This window comes from Micromonospora yasonensis, assembly GCF_026013475.1.
Taxonomy (GTDB): Bacteria; Actinomycetota; Actinomycetes; order Mycobacteriales; family Micromonosporaceae; genus Micromonospora; species Micromonospora yasonensis.
The window spans coordinates 1-17,729 of record NZ_JAPDPH010000074.1 but is presented as its reverse complement, the minus strand read 5'-3'; the positions used below and the strand labels follow the sequence as shown (position 1 = coordinate 17,729).

Genomic DNA, 17,729 nt, shown 5'->3' with positions numbered 1-17,729 from the left:
GGAGGCGACGGCATGACCGCGCCGACGCAGGGGCCCGGCCTGGACTCCGGCTACCAGCCGGCGGGCGCCCCGCACACCGCGGACGAGGTCCGGGGCAGCTCCATCGGGGAGCTGATGCGCCAGGTGACCACCGACCTGTCCACGTTGATGCGGCAGGAGGTCGAGCTGGCCAAGGCGGAGATCCGCCAGGAGGGGAGAAGGCCGGCAAGGCCGCCGGCCTCTTCGGTGGCGCCGGCTTCGGCGGCTACATGGTGGCGCTCTTCCTCTCGATCGCGCTCTGGGCCGGGTTGTCCAACGTGGTGGACGCCGGCTGGGCCGCGCTGATCGTGGCCGTCGTCTGGGCCGTGATCGCCGGGGCCTTCGGCGTCGGGATGCTGGTCTCCTCGCTGATCCCGGCCACCCGTCGCGAGCAGCAGGTCGCCGCGCAGGTCACCCGGGAGTGGCCGCGAGCTGTCGCGTGCGCGCGGCCGTGCCGGGGTGCTGATCCGGCCGGCGCCGCCCCCGCGCTTGGCGTTCCGGGCGACTCAGCTCGGCAGCCGGACCGGTTCCGGACGCGCCGGGGCCGGAAGGCACCCGGTCTCCACCCACAGCCGTAGCTCGTCCGGGCCCCGGCCGGCCCGTCGGCCCGGTTCGGCCGCCTCGCCGGCGCCGCCGCCCGGTTGTCGGCCGACCTCGGCCGGCGTCGTCGCGGCCGGCCACGACGACGGCCCGCGCCACCGGGTGACGAGGGCGGCCGCCGCCGCACCCATCGCCAACGCGGCCAGCAGCCGCACCGGCCGGACCGGCTTGTGGTGCGTGCGCATGGGGTCCTCGCCTCCGCCGGGCCTGATCGGTGGCGCAGCGTGCCCGAAATTCCGGCGATCAAACCATTCTCCCGTTTCGGTCGCCGCACGCCGGGTAGCGCTGCGGGATGCGGGCGGTCCAGACCCGGACGCCCGGGTGGAGGAGACGTGATGACCAGGAACGGAACGAGGTGGGCCCTGGCCGGCGCCGCCGCGGTGGCCGCGGTCGGGGTCAGTCGGGCGATGGCCCGCCGGCGGCGTCGGCACCAACCGGAGCAGGCGGACGGCTGGTACGTCGTCCACCGGAGCATCACCGTGGACCGGCCGATGGACGCGGTGATCGGCTTCTGGAGCGACCGGGAACGGCTCGATCGGGGGCTGGCCGAGTGGGCGACCCTGGAGCAGCTCGACGACAACCGGTGGCGCTGCGTGGCCAGCGACCCGGCCGGGGGCGGCGTCGAGTGGCGGGCCGAGGTGACCGTCGACGGCCCGGGCCGGCTGAGCTGGCGGGTGACCGACGGGCCGGTGATCCAGCACGGCCGGGTGGAACTGGTGCCGATGCCGCCGGACCGGGGCACCGAGATCCGGGCCGAGCTGCGCTGGCGGTCCGGCCCGGTCGGTCGGGTGCTCGGCCTGGCCAGCGGTCACGACCCGGACCTGGCGCTGCGCAGCGCACTGCGCCGGATCAAGTCGCTGATCGAGACCGGCCAGGCGCGCGACACCGGCACGCCCCTTCCGGGCGCGGCCCCGGGCAGGAGCAGGTGACCTGAGCACGGGGAATCCGGGACGTGCGCCGATTCGGACCCGACCGGGCGGGGTAGGACTCCCGGCATGCCTGTCGAGATCGATGACGCGCCGTCCCGGCCCGCCGCGGGCCTGCGCCGGCAGCCGCCCCGGTGGCCCGCGGCGCGGGAGGGGTGGTGAGGAGATGGTGGACCGGATCGCCGACCCGTGGGGGCCGCGCACGCCGTACGGGCCGGGGGAGCGCTGGCCGGTACGGGTGGACAGCTTCCTCGCCGACGGCCACACCGAGGCCGACGTGCAGCGCTGGGTGCCGAGCGCCTCGATCCTGCACTCCAACGGCGACGCGATGGACATCGCGGTGATCGACGACCGGATCGTCGGCGTCCGCGGCCGGGCCGGGGACCGGATCAACCACGGCCGGGTCGACCCCAAGGACCTGTACGGCTGGCAGGCCAACCACAGCCCGGACCGGCTGCGCCGGCCGCTGGTCCGGGAGGGCGACCGGCTGGTGGAGACCGACTGGGACACGGCGATGGGCCGGATCGTGGCCCGTTCGAAGGAACTGCTCGACGGCCCCGGCGGCTGGGGGCACTTCGGCTTCTACACCAGCGGTCAGCTCTTCCTGGAGGAGTACTACACCCTCTCGGTGATCGGGAAGGCCGGGATCGGCACCCCGCACATGGACGGCAACACCCGGCTCTGCACCGCCACCGCCGCCACGGCGCTCAAGGCGTCCTTCGGCACCGACGGCCAGCCCGGGTCGTACACCGACGTGGACCACTGCGACGCGATCGCGCTCTGGGGGCACAACGTCGCGGAGACCCAGACCGTGCTCTGGATGCGGATGCTGGACCGCCGGCGGGGGCCGAACCCGCCGGCCATGCTCGCGGTCGACCCGCGCGCCACCCCGGTGGCGCGGGAGGCCGACGTGCACCTGGCGCTGCGCAACGGCACCAACCTGGCGCTGCTCAACGGCCTGCTCCGCGAGCTGATCCAGCACGGCTGGTACGACGAGAAGTACGTCACCGCGCACACCCTCGGCTTCGACGAACTGTGCCGGGTGGTCGAGGACTACCCGGTGGCCAAGGTCGCCGAGATCTGCGACCTGCCGGCCCGGGACATCGAGCGGGCCGCCGAGCTGCTCGGCCACTCGGATCGCCTGCTCTCCACCGTGCTCCAGGGCTTCTACCAGTCCAACCAGGCCACCGCCGCGTCCTGCCAGGTGAACAACGTGCACCTGATCCGGGGCATGATCGGCCGGCCGGGCGCCGGCATCTACCAGATGAACGGCCAGCCGACCGCGCAGAACAACCGGGAGTGCGGCGCCGACGGCGACCTGCCCGGCCTGCGCAACTGGGCGAACGAGGAGCACGTCGCCGAGCTGGCCCGGCTCTGGAACGTCAAGGTCGACACCATCCCGCACTGGTCGCCACCGACCCACGCCATGCAGATCTTCCGGTACGCCGAGCAGGGCTCGGTCAAGCTGCTCTGGATCTCCGCCACCAACCCGGCGGTCTCCCTGCCCGACCTGGCCCGCGTCCGCCGGATCCTGGCCCGGCCGGAGCTGTTCGTGGTGGTCCAGGACCTCTTCCTGACCGAGACCGCCGAGCTGGCCGACGTGGTGCTGCCCGCCGCGACCTGGGGCGAGAAGACCGGCACCTTCACCAGCGTGGACCGGACCGTGCACATCTCCGACAAGGCCGTCGAGCCGCCCGGCGAGGCCCGTCCCGACCTGGACATCTTCCTCGACTACGCGCGCCGGATGGACTTCCGGGACGCCGACGGCGCGCCGCTGATCAAATGGACCGGCCCGGAGTCCGCGTTCGCGGCGTGGCAGGAGTGCTCGCGGGGCCGGCCCTGCGACTACACCGGCATCACGTACGAGCGGCTGCGCGCGGGCGGCATCCAGTGGCCGTGCGACGACGAGCACCCGGACGGCACCGAACGGCTCTACTCCGACAGCATGTTCAACACGGACCCGGACTACTGCGAGTCGTACGGCCACGACCTGGCCACCGGCGCGGAGCTGCTGCCCGAGGAGTACCGGGCCAAGCAGCCGGGCGGGCGGGCGTTCCTGCACGCGGTGCCGTACCAGCCGTCGCCGGAGGTGCCGAGCGAGGAGTATCCGCTGCTGCTCACCACCGGCCGGACCGTCTACCAGTTCCACACCCGGACCAAGACCGGCCGGGCCACCCAGCTCGTGCACGCCGCCCCCGAGTCGTGGGTGGAGCTCAGCCCGACCGACGCCGAACGGCTCGGCGTCGGCGAGGGGGACCTGGTCCGGGTCGAGTCGCCGCGCGGCGCCGTCCGGGGCCGGGCCCGGATCTGCGGGGTACGCCCCGGCGTCGTCTTCGTCCCCTTCCACTACGGCTACTGGGACGCAGCCGACGGCGTCGCCCCCGGTCAGGGGCGGCACGACCGGGCCGCGAACGAGCTGACCATCACCGCCTGGGACCCGGTCTCCAAGCAGCCGATCTTCAAGGTGGCGGCGGTCCGGGTGGTGAAGGAGGCCGACTCGGCCGGCCGGCCGTCGCCCGCGCCCACGGTCGGCGGCAGCGCCCCGCCCGAGGGCTCCGGCATCCCCGCCACGGTCGGGGGACCGGCCGCCGAGTCGTCGTCGAGGGAGGCGTGACATGCAGCTCGCGCACTATCTCGGGCTGCTGCACCGGGCCCAGCAGCGCCTCGGCGACGCGTTCGGCCAGGTCGGCGCGGCGCATCGGGAGGAGCCCGACGTCTTCCACACCTGCGAGAAGCTGGCCGCCCAGTGCCGCGGGCACGCGGAGAAGCTGGACCCCTTCGCCCGCCGGTACGCCGAACAGGCCCCGACCGAACCCGACCGGCTGCACTCGGAGCTCTTCTCCGGGACGCGTACCGGCCCGCTCGGGCTGCTCCGCGACCTCCAGGACCTCTACCTGATGGCCGCCGAGTGCGACATCTGCTGGACCGTGGTCGGGCAGGCCGCGTACGGGGCGCGGGACGAGGAGCTGCTGTCGGTGGTCAGGTCCGGCGAGCAGGAGACCGCGATCCAGCTCAAGTGGCTGCGGACCCGGATGAAGCAGGCCGCCCCACAGGCTCTCGTGGTCGCGGAGTGACCCGTTGTCACACCCGAGGTGGCGCGCTGATGCTCACCCGGTGCGGCGTACCGCGTCGATGAGGAAGCCGCTGGGCGGCAGGGTGGGCATCCGGCTGAGGTCCAGCGCCAGGTCCTGCGGCGGGACCTGGTAGCTCAGCGCGCCGGTGAGGTTGGCGACCGCCCGTTTCATCAGTTCGATGGTGATCCACTCGCCGGCGCAGCGGTGCCCGGTGAGGTGGTTGCCGCCGCCCTGCGGGATGAGGCTGAACGGGTCGCCCCGCCAGCCGGTGAACCGTTCCGGCCGGAACCGTTCCGGCTCGGGCCACAGCTCCGGGTGGTGGTTGGTCGCGTACAGGTCGAGCAGCACCCGGCGGCCCTGCGGGAACGCGTACCCCCGCCACTCGAAGGAGCGCCGGACCCGGGCCGCGACCACCGGGAAGAGCGGGTAGTAGCGGCGTACCTCCTGCACGAAGCTCTCGGTGGCCGCGTCGTCGCCGCGGAGCTTCTCCCGCCATCCCGGGTGGTCGTGCAGGGCCAGCGCGGCGAAGACCACGAACCGGTCGACGGCGACCGTCGGCCGGAGGATGTTCAGCAGCTCCACCGCCGCGACCCGGGGCGGCAACGGTCGGCCGTGCTCGTCGTGGTGCGCGGCGACCACCCGCAGCGCGCTCCCCTCCGGCGCGGGGAGGGCGCCGGTGCGGACCCGCCCGATCAGCTCCCCGAGCCAGCGCTCGGCGCGGCGGCGGGCGAGCACGCCGCGCCAGTGCCGGGGGCCGACCGCGGCGGGGGCCTCGATCAAGGCCTGCAGGTCGACCGTGCGCCGGGCCACGTCCGCTTCGGCCAGCGGCACCCCCGCCCAGGCGCAGACCGCCCGGGCCAGGATCCGGCCGACCTCGTCGTAGAGCACCACCGGGCCGCGCTCGGCCCAGACCGGAATCCGGGCCCGCCACCCGTCGTCGACGAGCTGTCCGAGGTGGCGGATGCCGGCGGGCGTCATGATCGACATCAGCATCGCCTTCCGGGCCCGGTGCGCGCCGCCGTCGAGCCCCTGAACGCCGCCGATCCCGGTGAGCGTGCGCTGCCCCCGCATCGGCATGCCGCCGTGCCGGATGAAGCGGTCGTCGTCGTAGAACAGCTCGGCGGCCGGGCGGCCGCGCAGGCAGATGGTCGGCTCCAGCAGCAGGCGGGTCTGGAAGATGTCGCTGCCGTACCGGTCGCAGCGGTCGCCCACGAACCGGTAGCCGGCGCGGAGGAACGCCAGCGTGCTCTCCGGGCTCCGGTCGGTGGGGATGGCGCTCATCGGCTGCTCCTGACGGCGGCACGGCACGGTCGCTGCGCCTTTACCCCGGTCCGGGCGGGTGAATCCGCTGCCGCTCCCCATGGCCGCCTCGGCGTACCCGGGGAGGGGCCAGCCCCGGCGTCGGAGCTGGCCCCTCCCTGGACGGCGGAAAGCTGGTTCGCTCAGTTCCGGACCGGCGGCGGACCGGTCGCGGGACACCACCGGCGGGCCGGCACGGAGCGGCCGGACCCCGCCGGCGGCACCGGAGACGGGGAGGAACGTGATGCGGGACAACAGGGCCGCACACTGGCGGCAGCGCCGGGTGGTGGTCGGGCTCGGCATGGGCCCGGGCGACCGCGAGGAAACGTTGATCGCGCCACCCCGCCGGGACGCTGCCCGGCCGGCCCGGTTCTTCACCGTGCACCTCGGCTTCGAGGCCGCCGACCTCTCCGTCGCGCGGGAACTGGCCGTCACGTACGCCGAGGCGCTGAGCCTGCTCCGCCCGGAGTTGGCGCTCGGCGCCGCGGCCCTCAGCCCGGCCGACGCCTGGCACCGCGCGGAGCGGCTGTTCTGCGGGGCGCCCGGGCCCGACGGCGAGCGCTGCGCGGACGTCGCGGGCCACCCCGGCTTCCACCACGCCTCCGGCCTCGACGGCCTCGGCTGGGGCGACGGCGACTAGTCCAGGTCGAACTCGCCGTCCTGGGCGCCGGCCACGAAGGCGTCCCATTCGGCCTGGGTGAAGACCAGCACCGCGCCGTCCGGCTCGGCCGAGTTGCGCATCCCGATCAGATCGTCGACGAACGCCACCTCGACGGCGCTCTCGGAGGTGTCCCCCTCGGCCCGCTGCCAGACCGCCCGGGAGAGGTCGAAGTCGCCCTTGGGGTGCTGACCCATCGCTGTTCCTCCATCGCCAGATGTAACAGGGGAGCCCGGTACGGACCCCATCGGGCAGGATAAGCGGATGCCGAGCCTGACCCGTGTAGAGGCGACCGCGCGTGGCGCCTTGATTACCGTCGAGTCCTACCAGGTGGACCTCGACCTGACCGGCGACGGTGAGCGGTTCCGCTCGTCCGTCACCATCCGGTTCCGGGCGACCCCCGGCGCCGAGACCTTCGCCGAGGTCAAACCCGCGAGACTTCTCGGGGTACGCCTCAACGACCGCGACCTCGACCCGGGCGCGCTCGACGACAACCGGCTGCCGTTGACCGGGCTGGCCGCGACCAACACGCTCACGGTCGACGCCGAGATGGCGTACTCCAACACCGGCGAGGGCATGCACCGGTTCGTCGACCCGGCCGACGGCGAGACCTACCTCTACGCCATGTCCTTCCTCGACGACGTGCAGCGGATCTTCGCGGCGTTCGACCAGCCCGACCTGAAGGCCCCGGTGACCCTCGCCGTGACCGCGCCGCCGGAGTGGACCGTCGCGGCCAACGGCGCGGTCGCCGACCGGCCCGCCCCGGGCCGTTGGGAGTTCGCCCCCACCGAGCCGCTGGCCACGTACTTCTTCAGCCTGATCGCCGGCCCTTGGCACGTCCGGCAGGACGAGCACGACGGCATCCCGCTGGGCATCTACTGCCGACGCTCGCTGGCCGCGCACCTGGACGCCGACGCCGACGAGATCTTCACCGTCACCCGGCAGTGCTTCGACCGGTTCCACCAGCTCTTCGCCGAGCGCTACCCGTTCGGCAAGTACGACCAGGCGTTCGTGCCGGAGTTCAACGCCGGCGCCATGGAGAACCCGGGCCTGGTCACCATCCGCGACGACTACGTCTTCCGCTCGGCCGTCACCGACAGCCAGCGGGAGCTGCGGGCCACCACCATCGCGCACGAGATGGCGCACATGTGGTTCGGCGACCTGGTCACCATGCGCTGGTGGGACGACCTCTGGCTGAACGAGTCCTTCGCCGAGTACCTGGGCACCCGGGTCACCGCCGAGGCGACCCGCTTCGAGCAGGCGTGGACCACCTTCGCGATGCGCCGCAAGGCCTGGGGGTACGCGGCCGACCAGCGCCCCTCCACCCACCCGGTGGCCCCCGAGGAGGTGGCCGACGCCGCGCAGGGGCTGCTCAACTTCGACGGCATCTCGTACGCCAAGGGCGCCAGCGTGCTGCGCCAGCTCGTCGCCTGGCTCGGCGACGAGGCCTTCCTCACCGGCCTGAACGCGCACTTCGCCAAGCACCGGTTCGGCAACGCCACCCTCGCCGACCTGCTCGACAGCCTCGGCGCGGCGAGCGGCCGCGACCTCGCCGACTGGGCCGAGCGCTGGCTGCGCCGCCCCCAGGTCAACACGCTGCGGGTGGTGACCGGGGTGGACGCCGACGGCCGGTGGACCGAGGCGGCCGTGGTGCAGGCCGCGCCGGAGGCGTACCCGGTGCTGCGGCCGCACCGCATCGGCATCGCCCGGTACGGCACCGACACCCCGGCCCACCGGTTCGAGGTGGACCTCGACCCGGACGCCGACCACGGCCGCACCGAGCTGACCGAGCTGGTCGGGCAGCCGGCCACCGGCCTGCTGCTGCCCAACGCCGGTGACCTCACCTTCGCCAAGATCCGGCTCGACCCCGCCTCCGCCGACGCGGTGCCGATGGTGCTCCCCGGGCTGGCCGACCCGCTGGCCCGGGCACTGCTGTGGGGCGAAACGCTGGACGCCGCCACCGACGGGGAACGGCCGGTCGAGGCGGTGGTCGCGCTCATCGCGGCGGCGCTGCCCGCCGAGACCGAGGTGATCATCGCGGAGGACGTGCTCACCCTCAGCCGGAACCTGGTCGACCGCTACCTGCAGCCGCTGGCCCGCGACGCCGCCCTGCTCCGGATCGTCGGGGCCTGCGCCGCGCTGCTGGCCACCGCGCCGGCCGGCGGGTCGCTGCAACTCGCCGCGGCCCGGGGCCTGATCGGCACCACCACCGACGCCGGGCTGCTCGCCGGCTGGCTGGCCGGCGCGGGCGTACCGGAGGGGCTGGCCGTGGACACCGACCTGCGCTGGGCGCTGCTCCACCGACTGGTGGTGCTGGGGGCGGCCGGCGAGCCGGAGATCGCCGCCGAGGCGGCGGCCGACCGCAGCGCCACCGGCGCCGAGCGGGCCGCGAGGTGCCGGGCCGCGCTGCCGGACGCCGAGGCCAAGCGGGCCGCCTGGGAGATCATCACCAGCAACGCCGAGCTCTCCAACCGGCTCGTCGAGGCCACCGCGGAGGGCTTCTGGCAGCCGGAGCAGGCCGAGCTGACCGCCGGGTACGTCGAGCGGTACTTCGCCGACATGCCGGCGGCGTCCCGGCTGCGTACCCCCTGGGTGGCGGATCACGTCGCCGGCCTGGCCTTCCCCCGCTACGCCGTGGCGCAGCCCACCCGGGATCTGGCCGCGGCGCTGCTGGCCCGTGACGACCTCACCCCCGGGCTGCGCCGGCGGGTCGTCGACCTGGACGACGACCTGCGCCGCGCGCTGGTGGCCCGGACGGCGGTGGCCGCCGCGGGCGCCTGACCGGTGGCCGGGGTGGCGCACCCGACCCGGGTACGCCACCCCCGCCGCGCGCCTCAGCCCACGGCCGCGGTGACCGACGTGTCCCAGTCGATGACGTAGCGCTGCTCGTGGCCGATCGTCTTCTCCGGGTTCATGGCGGCCTTGATGAACAGCGGCATGAGCAGCGGCATGATCGCCCGGGCCACCGGTCCCGGGGCCTTCGCGTGGTTGATCCGGGCCGCCCGCGCGGCAACCTTCTCCACCCGCTCCCGCCGCAGCCGCTCGTACGCGGCGAACGCGGCCGGGACGTCGGGCAGGTCCCGCAGGCACCGGGCCAGCTGCACCCCGCTCTCGATGGAGAGGGAGGCGCCCTGCCCGGAGCTGTTGGAGGGGGCGTGCGCCGCGTCGCCGACCAGCACCATCCGGCCGCGGTGCCAGTGCGGGACCGGCGGCATGATGTGCATCGAGCCCACCACCTGCAACTCCTCGGCGCTGCTGGTCCGCATCAGGTCCCGCCCCGGGTCGTCGTCGCGGTACGCGTCCTGCAGGATGCGCAGCCACTCGGCGGCCGGTACGGCCCGGGCCTCGGTGAGGCTCATGGGCCGTTCCTGGGGCAGGTTGACCCCCCACCGGGTGCCGCCACCCGGCTCCGGCCAGTAGAGGTAGTAGCCGCCCCGGCCGAAGGCGAAGTTCATCGTGCCGGGCTCCGCGTCCACCTCGTGCCGGGCCACCGCCTCGAAGCCCAGCACCCCGGTGAACCGGGGACCGGGGGCGTGCGGGTCGATCAGCGTACGCACGGTCGAGTGGACCCCGTCCGCGCCGATCAGCACGTCCGCGGTGGCCGTGTCACCGTCGGCGAAGGTGGCGGTCACCCCGCCGGCCGTCTCCCGTACGCCGACCAGGCGCTTGCCGTGCGCGATGGTCACGCCCTCGGCGACGGCCCGGTCGTGCAGCACCTGGTGCAGCTCGTTGCGGTGCACCACCCGCAGCGGGGGCATCCCGGCCAGGCCGGGCAGGGGGACGCGCTTGCGGCCCACCGCCAGCGCCTGCGTGTGGATCGGGGTGCCGATCGCGGTGACCGCCTCGTCCGCGCCGACCAGGCGCAGCGCCGCGACGCCGTTCGGGGCGAGGGCGAGCGTGCCGCCCCGGCCGTCGCTGGTGTTCGGGTACGCCTCGTACACGGTGGCGGTGATGCCGGCGCGGTGCAGGGCCAACGCGGTCACCGGACCGGCGATGCCGCCGCCGATGACGATCGCGGTTCTCACTCTGGACACGGTCCCTCCCAGGGGTCGTCGGTGGTCGTACGTGCCGAACCCACCTGTTCGGAGCGCCGGTATCCTCGTGGTTGCCGCTTCGGGCCGGGCGCCGTCAGGTGTCGGTTCGAGGTAAGGGCCCCGGCGCGGTGTTGGCGCACCGAGCCGGGGCCGTCGATCACTTGGTGCTGCTGCCCCCTTCCGTCGCCCCGCCCGGGGCGGTGCCGGCCTCGTGGAAGGCCCGCCACTCGTCCAGCCCGGGGTAGCTGCCCGAGGTGAACTCGGCCAGCAGGGAGCGGATCCAGTTCGCTTCCGCCTCCTGGATCGTCAGGTCGTACTCGTTCTCGACGAGGAACAGGCGGGGCACCGAGCGGGCGTGCTCCGCGAACGCCTCGCGGGCGGTCCTGATCCCGTCCTCGAGCCGGGCCAGCCGCCGCCGGAGCAGCGCGGTGGCCTCGTCCGGGTGGAGCACGGCGAGCACCGAGAGGCCGGCCCGGAAGGAGGACTGCTCCGTGACCGGGGTGGAGACCAACTCGCGGGCCCAGTCGACCAGCTCGGCTCGGCCGGCGTCGGTGATCCGGTAGACGGTGCGCTCGGGGCGCCGGCCCTCGCGGACGCTCTCCACGGCGGCGATCAGCCCGTGCCGCTCCATGTTGCGGACGACCGTGTAGAGGGACCCCCATTTGATCGCCATGTCCTGGTCCTTGCCCCAGGACCGCAGCGTGGTGGCGATCTCGTACGGGTGCATCGGCTGCTGGACGAGGGCGGAGAGCACGGCCAGTGCCAGCAGGTTTCCGACCTTCCTCCGCCCCGGCATGGCACGCTCCCGTCGATACTCGCTTCCGATTACTCGCATACGAGTATAGGACCGCGCCGCGCTCCGCGGAAGCCTCATCCGCCACCGGCCCCGCCCGGCGGCCGGTAAGCCCCGGCCTACGATCGCGGGGTGGAGGAAGACATCCGGCGGATCGGCATCATGGGCGGCACCTTCGACCCGATCCACCACGGGCACCTGGTCGCCGCCAGCGAGGTGGCCGACCGGTTCGGCCTGGACGAGGTGGTCTTCGTCCCCACCGGCCAGCCCTGGCAGAAGGCGGACGAGCCGGTCAGCTCGGCCGAGGACCGCTACCTGATGACGGTGATCGCCACCGCCTCCAACCCGCGTTTCCAGGTGAGCCGGGTGGACATCGACCGGGGGGGCCCGACCTACACCGTCGACACCCTGCAGGACCTGCACGACGAGTACGGCCCGAAGGTGCAGCTGTTCTTCATCACCGGGGCGGACGCGCTGGAGCGCATCCTGTCCTGGAAGGAGGTGGACCGGATGTTCGAGCTGGCCCACTTCATCGGGGTGACCCGGCCCGGCTTCGAACTCTCCGACAAGCATCTGCCCGCCGACACGGTCAGCCTGATCCAGGTCCCCGCCATGGCCATCTCGTCGACCGACTGCCGGGCCCGGGTGGCCCGCGGCGAGCCGGTCTGGTATCTGGTGCCGGACGGTGTGGTGCAGTACATCGCCAAACGGCGGCTCTACCAGCGGTGATTCCGCCCGGAACGTGAGCGTTTGTCCGCGTAATCGACCAGAACTGACAAGTCGTCGCCCCGCCGGGTGTGAGAGGCTTGGAGGGTCGCACGGTTGATCGAAGGAGAACGGTGACAGTTTCGGAACGCGCGCACGAGCTGGCGATGGCCGCGGCCCAGGCGGCGGCCGACAAGAAGGCGCAGGACATCGTCATCATCGACGTGGGCGACCAGCTCGCCATCACCGACGCGTTCGTGCTGGCCGCCGCTCCGAACGAGCGTCAGGTGCTCGCCATCGTCGACGCCATCGAGGAGCGCCTGCTGGAGCTGCCGGAGAAGGCCAAGCCGGTCCGCCGCGAGGGCGAGCGGGGCGGTCGCTGGGTGCTGCTCGACTACGTCGACATCGTGGTCCACGTGCAGCACACCGAGGAGCGCGAGTTCTACGCCCTCGACCGGCTCTGGAAGGACTGCCCGCAGGTCCCGTTCGTGGACCGGGACCTGGCGGACTCCGCAGCCGGCACCGCCAGCGCCGAATGACCCGTCTGATCGTCTGGCGGCACGGCAACACCGACTGGAACGCCACCGACCGGGTGCAGGGGCAGACCGACATTCCCCTCAACGACCTCGGTCGGGAGCAGGCCCGCGCCACCGCGTCGGTGCTCGCCATGCTGCACCCGGACGCCATCGTCGCCAGCGATCTGCGCCGGGCGGCCGACACCGCCGCCGCCCTCGCCGCGCTGACCGGACTGCCGGTCCGGCCCGACGCCCGGCTGCGCGAGCGGCACTTCGGCCAGTGGCAGGGCCTCACCCTCACCGAGGTCGCCGAGCGCTTCCCCGCCGAGTACGCGCGCTGGCGCGCCGGTGACCCCGACCCGGGCGCCGGCATCGAGACCCTCGACGACCTGGGCAAGCGGCTCGGTGCCGCGTTCCAGGACGCGGCCGAGCTGGCCGTCGGCGGCACCGTCGTGGTGACCACGCACGGCGGCGGCGCCCGGCAGGGCGTCGGTCACCTGCTCGGCTGGGACCACGCGGTGCTGCGCACCGTCGGCTCGCTGGCCAACTGCCACTGGAGCGAGCTGCGCCACGACGACGTCCGGGGCTGGCACCTGCGGGCGCACAATGTCGGCCTCGTCACGGCGCCCGCGTCGGCCGACGCGGTCTGAGCACGCCGCCGCGACATCGGCTAGCGTGCCGGTCATGCCCGTCGCGGTCGTCACCGACTCCACCGCCTACCTCCCGCCCGAGCTGGTGCGCGCGCACCGGCTCACCGTCGTCCCGCTGGCCGTCGTGCTCAACGGCGCGGAGGGGCTGGAAGGCGTCGAGACGTTCCCGGACGACGCCACCCGGGCGCTGAGCGGCCGGCGGGTCTCGGTGAGCACCTCCCGGCCGGCGCCCGAACAGTTCGCCGAGGTCTACCGCGCGCTGCTCGCCGGCGGCGCCGACGCCGTGGTCTCGGTGCACCTGTCGGCCGAGCTCTCCGGCACGGTCGAGGCGGCCCGGCTGGTCGCCGCCGAGTTCGGCGACCGGGTCGCCGTGGTCGACAGCCGCTCCACCGGGATGGGCCTCGGCTTCCCGGTGCTCGCCGCCGCCTCGGCCGCCGCCGTCGGCGCGGACCTCGACGGGGTACGTCAGGCGGCGCTCGACGCGATCGCGCGGACCACCATCTTCTTCTACGTGGACACCCTGGAGTTCCTCCGCCGCGGCGGCCGGATCAACGCGGCCGAGGCGCTGCTCGGCACCGCCCTCTCGGTGAAGCCGATCATGCACATGCCCGACGGCGCCATCGTGGTCCGGGACAAGGTCCGTACCGCCGGCCGGGGCGTGGCGCGCCTGGTCGACCTGGCCGTCGAGGCGGCCGGCGACGCCGAGGTGGACCTGGCGGTGCACCATCTGGCCGCGCCGCAGCGCGCCGAGCAACTGGTGACGGCGCTGGCCGAGCGGCTCGGCGACCGCCTGCACGAGACGTACGTCACCGAGGCCGGGGCGGTGGTCGCCGCCCATGCCGGACCGGGCCTGGCCTGCGTCGTCATCCACCGCCGGTCGGCAGGGTGACCCAGGTGCCGCCCGCGCCGATCGGCGGCGGTCCGGGCGCCGCGCGCTCCGCTGTGGTGACCGGTGGCGGCCCGGGCGTCGGGCGTTCCTACGTGGTCACCGGCGGCGGCCGGGGCGTCGGCCGGGCGATCGTCGAACGGCTCGCCGCCGACGGCGGCACCGTGGCCGTCGTCGAGCACGACCGGGCGGCGCTGGCCTGGCTGGCCGACCACCCGGCCGCCGGCCGGCTGCTCGCGGTGCCCGGCGACGCGTCCGACGAGGCGGTCACCGGGCGGGCCGCCGACCTGGCCGCGGCGACCGCGCCGCTGGCCGGCTGGGTCAACAACGCCGCCGTGTTCCGGGACGCCGCCCTGCACACCGCGTCCACCGCCGAGGTCTGCGCACTGATCGACCGCAACCTGCGCCCCGCCGTGGTCGGCGCCGCCACCGCAGTACGCCGCTTCCGCGCCGCCGGGACCGGTGGCGCGATCGTCAACGTCTCCTCCCACCAGGCCCGCCGGGCGGTGCCGGGTGCCCTGCCGTACGCCACCGCGAAGGCCGCCGTGGAGGGGCTGACCCGGGCGCTCGCCGTCGACTACGGCGGCCAGGGCATCCGGACCAACGCGGTTGCGCTCGGCTCGATCCACACCGAGCGGCACGCCGCCTTCCTGGCCGGCCTGGCACCGGCCGAGGCGGACCGGGCCGGGGCGGAACTGGCGCGGCTGCACCCGGTGGGCCGGATCGGCCGTGCCGAGGAGGTCGCCGAGGCGGTGGCGTTCCTGCTCTCGTCGCAGGCCGCCTTCGTCAACGGGGTGACCCTGCCGGTGGACGGGGGCCGCGCGGCGCTGGGCCTCGACCCGGAGGCACACTGAGCACTGTGGATCATTCGCCGATCGTGCTGGTGCACGGCACCCGGTTCGCCGGCGGCCAGTGGCGGCCGCAGTTGGCCGCCCTCGCCGCCGAGTTCCCGGTGACGGCCGTCGACCTGCCCGGGCACGGCAGCCGCTCGACCGAGCCGTGGGACCTGGACCGGGCCGCCGACCTGATTGCCCAGGCGGTCCGCGACCTCGACGCTGGCCCCGCCGTGGTGGTCGGGCACTCGCTCGGCGGGTACGTCTCGCTGCACTTCGCGCACCGGCACCCGGACCTGTTGGCCGGGCTGGTGCTGATGGGCGCGAGCATGCCCACCACCGGGCCGCTGACGATCCCGTACCGGCTGGTGGCGGCCCTGGTCGAGCGGCTCCCGGCCGACCGGCTCACCCGGTGGAACGACCGGCTGCTGCGCCGGCTGTACCCACCGGAGGTGGTCGACGCCACCATCGCCGACGGCTACGCCTTCCACACCCTGCCGGTCGCCTGGCGGGACATGCTCGGCCGCTTCGACGCGGCCAGCCTCGCGGCGGTCCGCGCCCCGGTGCTCATCCTCAACGGGGAACGGGACCGGCTGTTCCGCTCCGGCGAGCGGACGTTCGCGCAGGCCCGCCCCGGCACCCGGATCGAACTGATCCCGGGCGCCGCGCACCTGGCCAACTTCGACGCCCCGGCGGCCGTCACCGACGCCGTGCGCCGCTTCGCCCGGGAGCTGTCACCGGCCCGTTAGCACAGGCCGGGCATGATCAGGGCGTCGTCCACAGCCCGGTCCGCCGTCCACAGCGGAGCCTCGCCGTCCTGCGTGCGGGCCCGCCGCCGCCGTAGCGTCCGCAGCCGTGCCAGACGACGAGGAGACGAGGGTACGGCAGCGGCTCTCCCGGCTGTTCGAACCGGTCGGGCCCGATCCCGCCCCGCCGACGAACCGGTCCGGGCCGGCGTCCGGCGGCGAGTTCGGACGGTCCGGGCCGACCCCGTCGCCCTTCGGTGAACCGACGCCCTTCGGCTCGGCCCGCCGGCCTGCTGAGCCGCTGCCCTCCACCCCGTCTTCTCGTCCGGACGGGCCGGCATCCAGATCGGTCCCCTCCGCCGGTTCCGGCCCGGCGGCCTCCGGGCGGGCCCCGTCGTCCCGGCGGGACCGGTCGGCCGCCGGGCCGGCCTCGTTCTCCCGCCCGGACCGGCTGGTGCCCGGAGCGCACTCGTCCTCCGGTGCCGACCGGCTGGCTCCCGGCCCGGCCACGTCCTCTCGGCCGGACGGCCTGGCCGCCGAACCGGCCCCCTTCTCCCGTCCCGGCCGGCTGGCCTCCTGGTCGCCGGGGCGCGATCGGGCGGTGCCGTCGCCCGACCCGGACGACCTGGCCGCGGTTGCGGGCCTCGGCGAGCCCGGACCGGCGACGACCTCGACCGGCGACGTACGGGCTGGCGCCGCCGACCCCAAGGGGACCGGCCGCCTGGCGTCCCGGCTGCCCGGGCCGGGCGCCTTCGACCCCGGCCGCCGGGGCGTCCGCGCCCTGGCCGTCGTGGCCGCCGTCGTGGTGCTGGTCGCCGCGGTCTGGGCCTGGCGGTCCCGGCCGCACGCCGAGCCGGTCCGCCCGGTCGCGGCGACCGCGGCGCCGAACGAACCGGCCCCGTCCCCGGCCGGATCGTCCCCGTCCGCGCAGCTCGTGGTCGCGGTCGCCGGCAAGGTACGCCGTCCCGGCCTGGTTCGCGTGCCGGCGGGCGCCCGGGTCGCCGACGCCGTCGAGGCGGCCGGCGGGGCGCTGCCCGGCGTCGACGTCGCCCTGCTCAACCCGGCCCGCAAAGTCACCGACGGCGAGCTGATCCTGGTGGGTGTCGCCGCCCCGGCGGGGCAGGCCAGCCAGCCCGGCCAGCCCGCCGCCGGGCCGGCGGCCGGCGGCGCGGCCGCGCCGGGCGGGCCGGTCAACCTGAACACCGCCACCCTGGCCCAGCTCGACGCGCTGCCCGGCGTCGGACCGGTGCTCGCCCAGCGCATCCTCGACCACCGCGAGCAGCACGGCGGCTTCCGGTCCGTCTCCGACCTGCGCCAGGTCGACGGCATCGGCGACGCCCGGTACGAGCAGCTCAAGGACCTGGTGACCGTGTCGTGAAGCCGCTCACGCCGGACCGGGAAACCCAGCCGGGAGACGTCCCCGACCTGCGGCTGGCCGGGCTCGCCGTGGCCGCCTGGCTCGCCGCCCTGGCCGGGCTGCACCTCACCGCCCGCGAGGGCACCGCGCTGGCCGGCGCGGCCGCCGGGCTGGCCGCGGCCCTCGGCCTGCACCTCTGCGGCATCCTCGGACGGCCGCCCAGCCCGCTCCGCCGGTACGGGTGGATCGCCGTCGCCGTGCTGCTCGGTGTGCTCTGCGGCGCCGCCGCCACCGCCGCCCGGGTCGCGGTCCGGGACGCCGCCCCGGTGCGGGCGCTGGCGGACGCGCGGACCCTGGTCACCGCCGAGCTGGTGGTCCGGGACGACCCGCGTCCGCTCCGGGGCGCCCCGGGCCGCCCGGCCACCCTGCTCCTTCGCGCCGACCTGGTACGCCTCACCGATCCCGAGGGCCGGCGGTTGACCGGGTCGGTGCGGGGGCTGGTGCTGGCCACCGACCCGGCGTGGCGGACGGTGCTGCCGGGGCAGCGGGCGACCGCGCACGGTCGGGTGGCCGCGCCCCGCGGCGGAGACCTCACCGCGGTCGTGCTGACCGCGGCCGGGCCGCCCACCCGGCAC

Annotated in this window: 17 protein-coding genes and 2 pseudogenes; 14 read left to right on the top strand and 5 right to left on the bottom strand. The window is 75.0% G+C overall.

The window, feature by feature from the left end:
• The first annotated feature begins 12 nt into the window (after positions 1–12).
• A pseudogene (locus tag ONA70_RS36955) lies at positions 13–596 on the top strand (phage holin family protein).
• On the opposite strand, the gene ONA70_RS17145 reads toward ONA70_RS36955, so the two are convergent.
• Positions 525–803: a hypothetical protein gene (locus ONA70_RS17145; protein WP_265007454.1), complete on the bottom strand. Its 279-nt coding sequence runs from the start codon at positions 801–803 to the stop codon at positions 525–527. The pseudogene ONA70_RS36955 and the gene ONA70_RS17145 sit on opposite strands and share 72 nt — an antisense overlap.
• A gap of 150 nt (positions 804–953) precedes the next feature.
• Here ONA70_RS17145 and ONA70_RS17140 point away from each other — a divergent pair, with 150 nt between their 5' ends.
• The 3 genes from ONA70_RS17140 to ONA70_RS17130 all read left to right on the top strand — a co-directional run bounded on the left by ONA70_RS17140 (position 954) and on the right by ONA70_RS17130 (position 4,618).
• Positions 954–1,547: an SRPBCC family protein gene (locus ONA70_RS17140; RefSeq protein WP_265007440.1), complete on the top strand. Its 594-nt coding sequence runs from the start codon at positions 954–956 to the stop codon at positions 1,545–1,547.
• A 163-nt stretch (positions 1,548–1,710) separates the two neighbouring features.
• Complete coding sequence (locus ONA70_RS17135) at positions 1,711–4,158, top strand: molybdopterin oxidoreductase family protein (RefSeq protein WP_265007439.1); 2,448 nt, start codon at positions 1,711–1,713, stop codon at positions 4,156–4,158.
• 1 nt (position 4,159) lies between these two features.
• Positions 4,160–4,618 (top strand): hypothetical protein, encoded by a 459-nt coding sequence (locus tag ONA70_RS17130; protein ID WP_265007438.1) that lies wholly within the window; start codon positions 4,160–4,162, stop codon positions 4,616–4,618.
• Between the two features lie 33 nt (positions 4,619–4,651).
• Here ONA70_RS17130 and ONA70_RS17125 read toward each other — a convergent pair whose 3' ends face one another.
• On the bottom strand, positions 4,652–5,899 hold the full coding sequence (locus tag ONA70_RS17125; RefSeq protein WP_265007437.1) for a cytochrome P450: 1,248 nt from the start codon (positions 5,897–5,899) through the stop codon (positions 4,652–4,654).
• 262 nt (positions 5,900–6,161) lie between these two features.
• On the opposite strand from ONA70_RS17125, the gene ONA70_RS17120 reads away from it, so the two are divergent.
• A complete protein-coding gene (locus ONA70_RS17120; RefSeq protein WP_265007436.1) occupies positions 6,162–6,557 on the top strand; it encodes a hypothetical protein in 396 nt (131 codons plus the stop codon).
• Here ONA70_RS17120 and ONA70_RS17115 read toward each other — a convergent pair.
• Entirely contained in the window at positions 6,554–6,772 is a 219-nt protein-coding gene (locus ONA70_RS17115) for a DUF397 domain-containing protein (RefSeq protein WP_265007435.1), read from the bottom strand. The genes ONA70_RS17120 and ONA70_RS17115 overlap by 4 nt on opposite strands.
• A 67-nt stretch (positions 6,773–6,839) precedes the next feature.
• Between ONA70_RS17115 and pepN the strand changes: the two genes are divergently transcribed.
• The gene (gene pepN, locus ONA70_RS17110; RefSeq protein ID WP_265007434.1) at positions 6,840–9,356 is read left to right on the top strand and encodes an aminopeptidase N; all 2,517 of its coding nucleotides are present in this window, start codon (positions 6,840–6,842) and stop codon (positions 9,354–9,356) included.
• A gap of 53 nt (positions 9,357–9,409) precedes the next feature.
• Here the strand turns inward: pepN and ONA70_RS17105 are convergent, their stop codons facing one another.
• Positions 9,410–10,609: an FAD-dependent oxidoreductase gene (locus tag ONA70_RS17105; protein WP_265007433.1), complete on the bottom strand. Its 1,200-nt coding sequence runs from the start codon at positions 10,607–10,609 to the stop codon at positions 9,410–9,412.
• A 157-nt stretch (positions 10,610–10,766) separates the two neighbouring features.
• A complete protein-coding gene (locus ONA70_RS17100; protein ID WP_265007432.1) occupies positions 10,767–11,405 on the bottom strand; it encodes a PadR family transcriptional regulator in 639 nt (212 codons plus the stop codon).
• A gap of 129 nt (positions 11,406–11,534) precedes the next feature.
• On the opposite strand from ONA70_RS17100, the gene nadD reads away from it, so the two are divergent.
• The 8 genes and pseudogenes from nadD to ONA70_RS17060 all read left to right on the top strand — a co-directional run.
• A complete protein-coding gene (gene nadD / locus ONA70_RS17095) occupies positions 11,535–12,131 on the top strand; it encodes a nicotinate-nucleotide adenylyltransferase (protein WP_265007431.1) in 597 nt (198 codons plus the stop codon).
• Positions 12,132–12,241: 110 nt separating this feature from the next.
• Entirely contained in the window at positions 12,242–12,646 is a 405-nt protein-coding gene (gene rsfS, locus ONA70_RS17090; protein WP_265007430.1) for a ribosome silencing factor, read from the top strand.
• Complete coding sequence (locus ONA70_RS17085) at positions 12,643–13,272, top strand: histidine phosphatase family protein (protein WP_265007429.1); 630 nt, start codon at positions 12,643–12,645, stop codon at positions 13,270–13,272. Before rsfS ends, ONA70_RS17085 begins: the two co-directional genes overlap by 4 nt.
• 34 nt (positions 13,273–13,306) lie before the next feature.
• A complete protein-coding gene (locus tag ONA70_RS17080) occupies positions 13,307–14,161 on the top strand; it encodes a DegV family protein (RefSeq protein WP_265007428.1) in 855 nt (284 codons plus the stop codon).
• A 92-nt stretch (positions 14,162–14,253) separates the two neighbouring features.
• Positions 14,254–15,012: an SDR family NAD(P)-dependent oxidoreductase gene (locus tag ONA70_RS17075; RefSeq protein ID WP_265007452.1), complete on the top strand. Its 759-nt coding sequence runs from the start codon at positions 14,254–14,256 to the stop codon at positions 15,010–15,012.
• A gap of 5 nt (positions 15,013–15,017) precedes the next feature.
• A complete protein-coding gene (locus ONA70_RS17070; protein ID WP_265007427.1) occupies positions 15,018–15,740 on the top strand; it encodes an alpha/beta fold hydrolase in 723 nt (240 codons plus the stop codon).
• A gap of 448 nt (positions 15,741–16,188) precedes the next feature.
• Positions 16,189–17,115 carry a helix-hairpin-helix domain-containing protein gene (locus ONA70_RS17065; protein WP_406601201.1) on the top strand — a complete coding sequence of 309 codons (927 nt, stop codon included), beginning with the start codon at positions 16,189–16,191 and terminating at the stop codon, positions 17,113–17,115.
• Positions 17,112–17,729 (top strand): annotated as a pseudogene (locus ONA70_RS17060) (ComEC/Rec2 family competence protein); the annotation flags it as partial. The gene ONA70_RS17065 and the pseudogene ONA70_RS17060, both read left to right, overlap by 4 nt.

Bases quoted from the DNA above. Each gene is read 5' to 3' on its own strand.
- pepN (WP_265007434.1), top strand. From the start codon at position 6,840: ATGCCGAGCCTGACCCGTGTAGAGGCGACCGCGCGTGGCGCCTTGATT.
- ONA70_RS17125 (WP_265007437.1), bottom strand. From the start codon at position 5,899: ATGAGCGCCATCCCCACCGACCGGAGCCCGGAGAGCACGCTGGCGTTC.
- ONA70_RS17100 (WP_265007432.1), bottom strand. From the start codon at position 11,405: ATGCCGGGGCGGAGGAAGGTCGGAAACCTGCTGGCACTGGCCGTGCTC.
- ONA70_RS17140 (WP_265007440.1), top strand. From the start codon at position 954: ATGACCAGGAACGGAACGAGGTGGGCCCTGGCCGGCGCCGCCGCGGTG.
- ONA70_RS17130 (WP_265007438.1), top strand. From the start codon at position 4,160: ATGCAGCTCGCGCACTATCTCGGGCTGCTGCACCGGGCCCAGCAGCGC.
- ONA70_RS17120 (WP_265007436.1), top strand. From the start codon at position 6,162: ATGCGGGACAACAGGGCCGCACACTGGCGGCAGCGCCGGGTGGTGGTC.
- ONA70_RS17115 (WP_265007435.1), bottom strand. From the start codon at position 6,772: ATGGGTCAGCACCCCAAGGGCGACTTCGACCTCTCCCGGGCGGTCTGG.
- ONA70_RS17085 (WP_265007429.1), top strand. From the start codon at position 12,643: ATGACCCGTCTGATCGTCTGGCGGCACGGCAACACCGACTGGAACGCC.
- ONA70_RS17145 (WP_265007454.1), bottom strand. From the start codon at position 803: ATGCGCACGCACCACAAGCCGGTCCGGCCGGTGCGGCTGCTGGCCGCG.
- ONA70_RS17080 (WP_265007428.1), top strand. From the start codon at position 13,307: ATGCCCGTCGCGGTCGTCACCGACTCCACCGCCTACCTCCCGCCCGAG.
- ONA70_RS17135 (WP_265007439.1), top strand. From the start codon at position 1,711: ATGGTGGACCGGATCGCCGACCCGTGGGGGCCGCGCACGCCGTACGGG.